This is a genomic window from uncultured Campylobacter sp. (assembly GCF_937921625.1).
Classification (GTDB): domain Bacteria; phylum Campylobacterota; class Campylobacteria; order Campylobacterales; family Campylobacteraceae; genus Campylobacter_B.
On the sequence record NZ_CAKZTI010000012.1, the window covers coordinates 1 to 9,053 of the forward strand.

A 9,053-nucleotide genomic window follows, 5' to 3' on the forward strand; every position below is an offset into this window, starting at 1 on the left:
GCAAGGCAGATGCGAAGCTTCTCGTCGGTCTTTTGCATCGCCTTTTCAAACTCTTCCGCCGCCAGATCGGCCTTGATCTCATCTACCACGCCGCTAAATTCCGCCCAAAATTTATCCACTCTGCCGGCAAAAGTGCTTGGAATTTGCGCTTTTTCAGCTTTTTTGCCCAAACCGAATAGCCCCATAATCTCTCCTTTAATTAAATTTAAACGCAATTATAGCTAATTTTGCGCGGGCGCGGAACGCAAGCCGTAAGACCACCCCGCTCTTCTGCACTCCGCTATACGGCTCGCGCGGTGAAATTTGCCCGCTATTTTAATCAGGCAAATGAAAGTAAATTTAAAATACAATACGAATCTCAACTAAATTTAAGGGGAGCAAATGGGACTGTTTAAAAAACTATTCGGCGGCGATGACGCGTGCTCGAAAGATAGCGATAGCAAAGGCGCGCAAGATGAAAACGCCGCGGCAAAAGACGCAAAAGAGAGCGAGCCCGTGTTTTACGCGGACGGCGAAGATGAGGCGATGCTAAAAGCATTCGAGCAGGCGCGAAAGAGCTTTCGCTACTTCTGGCGCGAGCTGTACTGGGAGCGCCTCCGCATCGTCCCCGCGCTTAGCTTCGCCTGCGTTAAGGTCGCCTTTTCGCAAGAGCTAAATGGTAGCACCGAGGTCGAGCATATGTGGCTAAACGACGTGTATTTTGACGGCGAGCGCGTTTGCGGCGTGCTCGTAAACGATCCGAACGTGCTAAGCAACGTCAAAAACGGCGAGCAAGTCTCGGTGCCGCTAGAGCAGATCAGCGACTGGATGTTTGCGATAGAGGGCAAGACCTACGGCGGCTTTAGCGTACAGGCGATGCGCAAAGCTATGAGCCAGAGCGAGTGCGCCGAACACGACGAGGCGTGGGGGCTAAATTTTGGCGATCCGGGCGTCGTGCTGGTGGTGTACGAACAGCAGGAGCATCCGCAAAATTTAACCGAACACCCGATGAGCGTCAATACGAAGAAAAATTTCGAGGAGTTTTTGCGCGGGTATCCGGACGAGATCACGCGCACGGACGATGAGGGCTACACGATGCTGCACCACGAGGCGATCGCGGGCAACCGCACGAGGCTCGAGCTTTTGCTTGCTAAGGGTGCGGATAAAAACGCTAAAAATATCCACGGCAAAACCGCGCTTGATTATGCTAAAGCGCTCGGCTGGGATCACGTCGCGGAGGCGCTTAGCAGGTAGGCGGCGCAAATTTTCGCTTGGAATTTACGCAGGCGCGATGAATCGCTAAATTTTACGGCGCGTAAATTAAAATTTAGCCCGTGCCTTGCACCCCTTTTACACAAACTAAATAGCCCACAAATTCTCTTTAACTAAATTTAAGCAGCGTGAAGATATTTTTAAAATTCTACGAAAGCTGCATTTTAAAATTTTTAGTAAAATAAAACGCAAAGGAGCTACGATGGCGACGATCAATATAAAAACACAAAACGATAACACCATAAAAGCTATAAAGGCTTTGCTGCTACTTGACCCGACGGCGATTATAGTTTGCGACGAACCTATGCCAAGCGAATCCGATCAAAAAAAGCTCGACGAGATAATAGATCGATCGGACAAAGGCGAATTGAAGCTTTATAACGATGATGAGATAAAAGAAAGGCTAGCCGAAAAAGGGCTCGCGTGGTAATTTTATACTCTGAAAATTTCGTTAGCGAACTCGAAAATATCGCCAATTTTATAGCTTTGCACAGCGAAGCTCGGGCTGATGATTTTATGCGCGAGCTCAAAAGCGAAATCTAGAAAATCCCCTTTATGCCGTATCGCTTTAGAAAAAATTTAAAACAAAACAGAAACGACGTCAGAGAGATGATCTTTAAAAGCTATGTGGTACCTTTTCAGATCAAAAAGGACAACATTATAATTCTATCCATCTTTAAATGCAATTTGACGTGCTTTAGCTAAAATTTTGATTTTACCCTCACGTGCACTGAAAGCAGCCGCCCAAAACCTCACATTTCTCGCAGATCTGCACGTATATGACCCCCTCGCCCTGCACCAGCTCGCCGAATGGGATCTGCGCTAGGTCGTAGTCGGCACGGCAGAGCTCGACGGCCTCGGCACGATCAGGCAGGGATTTGTCGAGATGAGCAACGTCCGGCTAGCCTAGGAGATGACCGACCTCATCACGGCTCAGCGCGCCTACAAGGCCAACTCAAAGGTGATCACGACGAGCGACGATATGCTCTCGATCGTAAATAGCCTAAAAAGATAATCTAAAATAGGCTAAATTTACGCCGTCTGGCCTGAAACTGCTTTGCGGATTTCGGACTAGGTGGCTTTTTAAATTTTGCCGCTTTTGCCGTTAGGGAGTTAAATTTGAGCGGTGATCTTATACTGCGGCTCGCGAAAGCTAAATTTGAGCAAAATTCGGGCTCAATTTTACGAACGGCGCGGTTTTTTAAGGCGTCAAGGCGGCTCAATTTACCTGGATTTACCGCCTTTTAGCGCCCTAACTCACAATCCTTGCTCGTTTAGGATTTTATAATTATTACAACCGCCCTGATTGCCTAAATCGCAAGCCTTGCCGAAATACTCTTTTGCCGTTCTTTTATCTTGTCTTACGCCTTGGCCGCCATAGTATAAAAGCCCGAGATTATGGCAACCGCCTGCCTCTCCCATATCGCAAGCTTTAGAATATAGTTCGCTCGCTTTTTTATAGTCCTGCCTTACGCCTCGACCTTTATCATATAAAACCCCGAGATTAAAGCACCCTAGTGCATCTTCCATATCGCAAGCCTTAGAAAATAGCTCGCTCGCTTTTTTATAGTCCTGCTTTACGCCTCGTCCGTTATCATATAAAACCCCGAGATTATAGCAAGCTTCGCTAGTCCCCATTTCGCAAGCTTTAGAGTATAGCTCGCTCGCTTTTTTATAGTCCTGTCTTACGCCTTGACCATTACCATATAAAAACCCGAGGGAACCGCAACTAATTGCATTTCCGTCGTCGCACGCTTTTTGTAGTGCCCCTATATCCTCGCCCGCCGCAAACAAAACCATAGCGCAGGCGAGCGCCGCGATTAATCTTTTCATAAATTTACTCCTACCAAAATTTTTATCAGTATTTTATAAAATTTAGCATTAAAAAAAAGGTAAATTGACGTTAAAGGTTTGAAATTCGAGCAAGCCTGATTGTTACTGAGTTTGCTCAAAATCGCACCGTAAAGAAAGCCGTCAAATTTAGCCTATTTAGGGTAAATTGAGCGCCAAACGCCGCCGCAAAAACCCGAATAGCCGCCCTAAAACCCGTAAATTTGCTCGCTTGCACCCAGAAATTTACCGCCGATAAACCGCGTAAAATTCGCCGCAAACGGGATCGCTGCTGCCGTCATGTTTCCTAAACCTTAGCATAAAATTTCGCCGTAGCGGCGCCGCAGTGACATAATCTCGTTGCCGCCACTATGCCGCGCGCCCGCAGCGATATTGCGCCGATATAATTTCATTGCCGTAGCCTCGTTGTCACAGCTATAGTTTCGTTACGGTGTCGATAGAATTTCGCCACCGCCGATACTCTCATCGTCGCAGCAATGTCGCCTCGCTACCGCGCCCATCGCAAAGTTTCAAATTTTACTTTTTATCGTGGTTTTTAACCAGATATTCTATGATATTCACCGCGTTATCGATGCCGCAATACGACGTATCAATGCAGATATTGTAGTTTGCGGACGCGCCCCAGACTTGGTTGGTGTAGTATTGATGAAAGCTCATCCTGCCCGCGTCGCTTTCCTCCATATACTCGCGCGCGTCGGTATGGCCCTCTTTTTCTAATCTGGCGAGCTTAAACTCATCGCTCGCGCGTAAAAATACCGTCAGCAGATCCGGATGTCCGCGCAAGAAAAATCCCGCGCAGCGCCCAAGCACTATAACGTTGCCGCCCGAGACGATCTTCTCGTAGATTGCTACGATGCGATCGCGCTTCTGCTCATTGGCTAGCTCGTTGTGCGATATTGCCTGAAGTAGCGTATTTACGGGCATTTCGTTGTAGAACTCATACATCTGCTCGAAGCAGCCAAGCTCGTCTGCTTTGCGGAGCAGATCCGCCTTGGCTAGATAGGTGTAGCCTAAGCGCTCGGCTAGTTTGCGCGCGGTTTCGCGCCCGCCTGCGCCCGTTTGTCTAGCGATCGAGATTATCATATTTTCTCCTTAGATGAAATGTGCAAAAATACCGGCACCGATGACGGTAAGAAGTCCCGTAACTGCCATTGCTAAAGACGCCATCGCGCCCTCTACGTCACCGATCTCAAGAGCGCGCGCCGTTCCCATCGCGTGGCTCGCGCAGCCTAGGGCGATACCTTTTGCCATCGCCTTTTTGATGCCAAAAATTTTAAGTAGCGCCTCGCCAAATACGCTACCGATGATGCCCGTAGCGATGATGCAGGCCACCGTTAGTGTCACGATGCCGCCTAAGCTTTCGCTGATACCCATACCGATTGGCGCCGTGACAGATTTCGGTAGTAGCGTGACATACATTGTGTGATTTAGCCCAAATATCACCGACATCGCGTAGATGCTGCCTAGCCCTGCGATCATACCCGAAATCAGTCCTGCAAAAATAGCTAAAAAATTACTTCGCAAAAGCGCCAGCTGTTCGTATAGCGGAACGGCTAGACAGACGGTAATCGGCGTTAAGAAAAAGCTAATGTGCGAGGCGCTCGCATTAAATTTCTCGTATGGAATTTTAAAGAGTAAAAGCACGCAGACGGTAAGCACGATACCGATTAGAAGCGGGTTGAAAATCGTTAGCTTAAAGCGCTTTTTTAGATAAAGTCCCAGCTCAAACGAGCCCAGGCACAAAAACACGCCGAAAAAAGCGGAGTTCATTAAAATTTCTCTCATTTTTTATCATCTCCGGATAGAATTTCGCGCTCCAGCTTTGCATCTACGTCCTTTGTATTCATGCCGTCTTGTTCGTGCGCGGCTGCGTAAAGCCTGCGCTTAACGCGGGCGAGGGCGATTTTATAAAAAATTTGCGTTACCGCGCCACTTGCACCGATGACTACTACTGTAGAGACCGCCGTAATCGCGATGATTGCGAAAAGATGCTGACGTAGCGCGTCGCCTGCGATGATGATCGCAGCACCCGCTGGGATGAAGATCACCGGCATAATCTGCATAAAAAACGACACGGTTTCTCTGATCTGCGATACTTTGATGAGTTTGAAGATCAGGGCTAAAAGCATAATGACTAGCCCATAGATGCTAGCGGGGATTGGCACAGGCACGAGTGCCGCCAAAATCTCCGCAACAAAAGATATTCCTAAAATCACACTAAATTGGATTAAGTAGTTCAAAGCTTACCTCGGATTAAAATTTAGCGTTAAATTTAGCACTTTGCAGTTAAAATAGATATTAATCTTTCTAGGTTTGGGCGAAATTTTGCAGCAAAATTTACTTAAGTAAGCTCTGTAGCTAGGCTGTAGGTAGAATTTTGCGATTTATCATAGCGCTAAATTTAGCCTTGCGGCACGGGTAAAATTCGGCTACGACTACTCAATCAAGCGTCTCGCCTAGCTCGATTTTGACGTCTAGAACCTTGCAGACTAGATCAAAAATTTCAATATCGACGTTGGGCGCGTATTCGTCCAAGACGGTGTAAACTTCGGCGCGCATATCCTCGTCATGGCCCGGGTGCGATCGCGAATACAGCTCGTCCGTGCGGCGCACGAGCGTGAGATTATCGATATCTCGCTCGCGCATCGCCTGCTTGAGCCGCTTTGAAATTTGCCATTTGAAACTTTGCATTTTCCATCCTTTAAATTTGTGCGATACTAGCCAAAAGAGCTTTAAAATTTAATTTCTTAAATCCGGCGACGCGTTTCGGCGCAATCAACGAGCCTGCGCTGCTCGGTCCTACGCTTGCAGTTTAGATCAAGGCTTTACCGGCTAAATAGAAGATTATCTTTGCGTAAATAGCGCTAAATCTTGCAAAGCCAATGGGATTACTTCGCCGTGCGAAGCGCCTTCGTAGAGCCTAAACTCGCAAGAAAGCCCCCTTGCTTTTAAAATTTCAGCTAGATCGGCCGCTTTTAAAATTCCCGCTTTATCGGTTTTTCCTTTACGCATTTCACGCGAGCCAGCAACGAGCATTATGAATTTTGCTTTTAAATTTGATCTAAGCTTTCCCTCGTCTAGGGCATCTCTGATCAGCTGTGATTCGCCCCACCACAATGAAGGTGAGGCGATAAAAAACTCGTCGAAAATCCCATCGTTGCGCAGCAAAGCATAAATCCCGAATAGCCCGCCAAAAGAATGTCCGAAGTAAATTTTATCGCTTTTTGCCGTAGAGTATTTTTTCTCCACGAGCGGAAATAGTTCATCTTTTACGAAATCGTAAAATTCTCCCGCGCCGCCGCCGTTTGCATATTCTTCGCCGCTCACCGCGGGCGTTAAATCTCTCGTGCGACGCTTAATATCATACGCTAGCGGGCTGTCGTATCCGATGCCTACTATAAGGACGGTTTTATTTAATTTAGACCCGGTTTCGACGTTTTCTTTCGCTATATTTGGATCTGCATAAATTTGCGCATAAGAGTTTAAAAGCATAGCAACTTGCGCGTTCGCATCAACCATAAAAACTACCCTATCGTAGCGAGCGACATTTTTTTGGCGAGCTATAAAAATTTTATATTTTTCTCCGTTCTTGCTTTTTAGAATAAAATCGCTCACATTAAACATTTCGTGCGCAGCTCCACTTGCCTGCTCAATCTTTTGCGGCGGTTTTGCCCCCAGATCGCAAGCGAATAAGCACACTAAAAAGAGCGCGTCAAATACCGCAAGAAAGCTCTTTAGGCTTACCATTTAGCGTTTACCTTAAACCAAAACCTCCTGCCCTCCTCGGGGTACCAATAGTAATTGCCGTCGTCTGCGAGACCCTCGTCGTATCGGACGTTATCAAAGATATTGTAAGCGGTTAAATTTAGGCTCAGATTATCGTTTAAATCGTATTGTGCGCCCAAATCCGTAGTAAAAAGCTTTTTGTCGTTTTTGCTGACTCTATTGCCCGGACCGAATTGCACGCTTGTAAGTTCACTTTCGTAATTAAGACCGATAAAGGTAGAAAGCGGAGCGATAGGCCTATAGCTAAGCATCGCATGTGCGGCATGCTTCGGAGTAGCGGTCAGGGATTTGCCATCTAGCCTACTAAGATTGGTTTGACTAAATTTAACGGCGCCGTTTGGCGTATAGATCGTAGGATCCCCGGTTTCGATCTCGGAGTGGCTATAGGTGTAGTTTGCCTTGAAATTTAGCTTTTTAGTAATATCGTAATCGCCACTCAGCTCAACGCCGTAAACCTCGGCTCCTTCTATATTAAAATACGTTCCCCAACCAGGACAATTAACGCTCGGCGCGCCAGCGCAGCCTCCGTAAGCGGGAATCCTATTGATATTGCTGCCATCGGTATCTAAAATTTTATCTTTGAAGTCGTTTTTAAATAGCGTGATATTGCCGCGCAGATCGTCTGCATTGTCGTAATAAAGCCCGATCTCGTAGGTCGTGCTTTTCTCGGGCTTTAAATCCTCGTTACCGAAATCTATAATCCTCCAGCCGCCCTGAATCGCGCCTACTTCCGGCGAAATTTGATTGACATCGGGAGTTTTATAACCGGTTGCGACGCCGCCTTTGATCGTCCAGGTATCGTCTATATTAAACGTCGCGTAGGCTCTGGGTGAAAAGTGGTTGCCGAAGTATTCGTTGTGCGTGAGCCTGCCGCCGAGCGTTAAAAATAGCGTATTTTCCAAAATTTCAATCTCGTCCTCTAAAAATCCCGCATGCTCGTTCATAGAAAATCGCTGCGGAGAGCGTAAATTTTGCCTATTCGCGTTTAAAACGATGAAAGTCGTTCGCACATCCTGTTTGCTAAAATCGTAGCCGAAGGTAAGCGTATTTATACCGAGATAAGTCGTAAATTTGGAATTAAAATTTCTATTTTTTACGATTGCGGGCGAAAGGCTATCAAAAATGCTCGTACGGCGAGTCTTATCCCAAAAATAACTTATATCAGCACTTAAGCTTTCAAACTCGCCCAAATATCCGACTCCGTGATTTTCTCTTTTATATTTATAGTGATTTAATCCGCGCGCGTTGGGATAAACGGCGGTTTTACCAAGAGTTCTTGAATAATCGTGATTTTGCCTTCCGGTTTGAACGTAAAATTTATTATTTTCATCCGGCGTTAGCCAAAGCTTGGCGTTAGAATCCGATTTATCACTCTTCTGATAGCCTCCCTTATAGCCATCCTCGTCGCGCAGCTTTTTATATCCCCACAGCTGAAGTGCCGCATACTGCCCGAAGGGAATATTGACGTAGGCTTCGCCCATCTTACCGTTTCCGATACCCTTGTGATCTTGGATAGTTGTAGATATAGCAGCGCTTCCGCTAAATTTAGAAAAATTCTTTTTCGTAATGATATTTATCACGCCGCCTACTGCATCGCTTCCGTAAAGCGAGCTCATCGGCCCCCTAATCACCTCGATACGCTCTATCGCTCCTGCGGGCGGGATAAAATTCGAGTTCATATCGCCCGCTCCGCCTTTTGGGTTCGCCGCCGCGGAACTTACACGTTTGCCGTCGATAAGCACAAGGGTTTGGGAGCTTTCCATTCCTCTGATGGATATCCCGCTTGCCGGGCCGTCATCGCCTGCGATGACGCTGACGCCAGGCATTTTATTCGCGATATCGTGCAGCGAAGTGAATCTGCCGCTTGATATCTCTTTATTATCCAAGGTGGAGATGGAGGCCGGCGCCTGCCTGATATCTTGGCGAAAGCCGCTCGCGCTTACTACGATCTCGCCAAGATTCGTGCTATTTGCGTCACTGCTTAGGCGCGAGCCTTCGACGCCGCATAAAATCGAAACGCTCGCGCATATAGATAATGCGATAAATTTCGCCTTTTTAAAATACATATCATTTTGCATTTTTGTTCCTCTATTTTGTTCAAACAGGTGGGCAAAGTTACGAAATAAAAGTGAGAGTTCGGTGCCGTTTTCTTGGTAATTTGTAGC

10 protein-coding genes and 1 pseudogene are annotated in these 9,053 nt (G+C 46.9%); 3 read left to right on the forward strand and 8 right to left on the reverse strand.

Translation table 11 applies throughout. From position 1 onward, the window contains the following. Positions 1-185, reverse strand: a 185-nt coding sequence (locus Q0101_RS01630) for a hypothetical protein (RefSeq protein ID WP_297941668.1), incomplete at its 3' end; no start/stop codon positions are given. 196 nt (positions 186-381) lie between these two features. Here Q0101_RS01630 and Q0101_RS01635 point away from each other — a divergent pair. The 3 genes and pseudogenes from Q0101_RS01635 to Q0101_RS01645 all read left to right on the forward strand — a co-directional run. Further along, complete coding sequence (locus Q0101_RS01635; protein ID WP_297941671.1) at positions 382-1,233, forward strand: DUF2314 domain-containing protein; 852 nt, start codon at positions 382-384, stop codon at positions 1,231-1,233. Between the two features lie 220 nt (positions 1,234-1,453). Continuing rightward, the gene (locus Q0101_RS01640; protein WP_297941673.1) at positions 1,454-1,681 is read left to right on the forward strand and encodes a hypothetical protein; all 228 of its coding nucleotides are present in this window, start codon (positions 1,454-1,456) and stop codon (positions 1,679-1,681) included. Positions 1,682-2,101: 420 nt separating this feature from the next. Then, positions 2,102-2,266, forward strand: a pseudogene (locus Q0101_RS01645) (flagellar basal body rod C-terminal domain-containing protein); the annotation flags it as partial. A 242-nt stretch (positions 2,267-2,508) separates the two neighbouring features. On the opposite strand, the gene Q0101_RS01650 reads toward Q0101_RS01645, so the two are convergent. From Q0101_RS01650 to Q0101_RS01680, 7 genes are all read right to left on the reverse strand, one after another. After that, a complete protein-coding gene (locus tag Q0101_RS01650; RefSeq protein WP_297941675.1) occupies positions 2,509-3,084 on the reverse strand; it encodes a tetratricopeptide repeat protein in 576 nt (191 codons plus the stop codon). Positions 3,085-3,618: 534 nt separating this feature from the next. Then, on the reverse strand, positions 3,619-4,185 hold the full coding sequence (locus Q0101_RS01655; protein ID WP_297926502.1) for an AAA family ATPase: 567 nt from the start codon (positions 4,183-4,185) through the stop codon (positions 3,619-3,621). A 9-nt stretch (positions 4,186-4,194) separates the two neighbouring features. Next, positions 4,195-4,887 (reverse strand): LrgB family protein, encoded by a 693-nt coding sequence (locus Q0101_RS01660; protein WP_005873245.1) that lies wholly within the window; start codon positions 4,885-4,887, stop codon positions 4,195-4,197. Further along, entirely contained in the window at positions 4,884-5,342 is a 459-nt protein-coding gene (locus Q0101_RS01665) for a CidA/LrgA family protein (RefSeq protein WP_297941677.1), read from the reverse strand. Before Q0101_RS01665 ends, Q0101_RS01660 begins: the two co-directional genes overlap by 4 nt. Positions 5,343-5,541: 199 nt before the next feature. Continuing rightward, positions 5,542-5,793, reverse strand: coding sequence for a hypothetical protein (locus Q0101_RS01670; protein WP_177387920.1), 252 nt, complete (start codon positions 5,791-5,793; stop codon positions 5,542-5,544). Positions 5,794-5,946: 153 nt separating this feature from the next. Next, positions 5,947-6,849 carry an alpha/beta hydrolase-fold protein gene (locus Q0101_RS01675; RefSeq protein WP_297941681.1) on the reverse strand — a complete coding sequence of 301 codons (903 nt, stop codon included), beginning with the start codon at positions 6,847-6,849 and terminating at the stop codon, positions 5,947-5,949. Further along, the coding region (locus Q0101_RS01680) for a TonB-dependent receptor (protein WP_366939374.1) at positions 6,843-9,053 on the reverse strand (2,211 nt) is incomplete at its 5' end. The genes Q0101_RS01680 and Q0101_RS01675, both read right to left, overlap by 7 nt.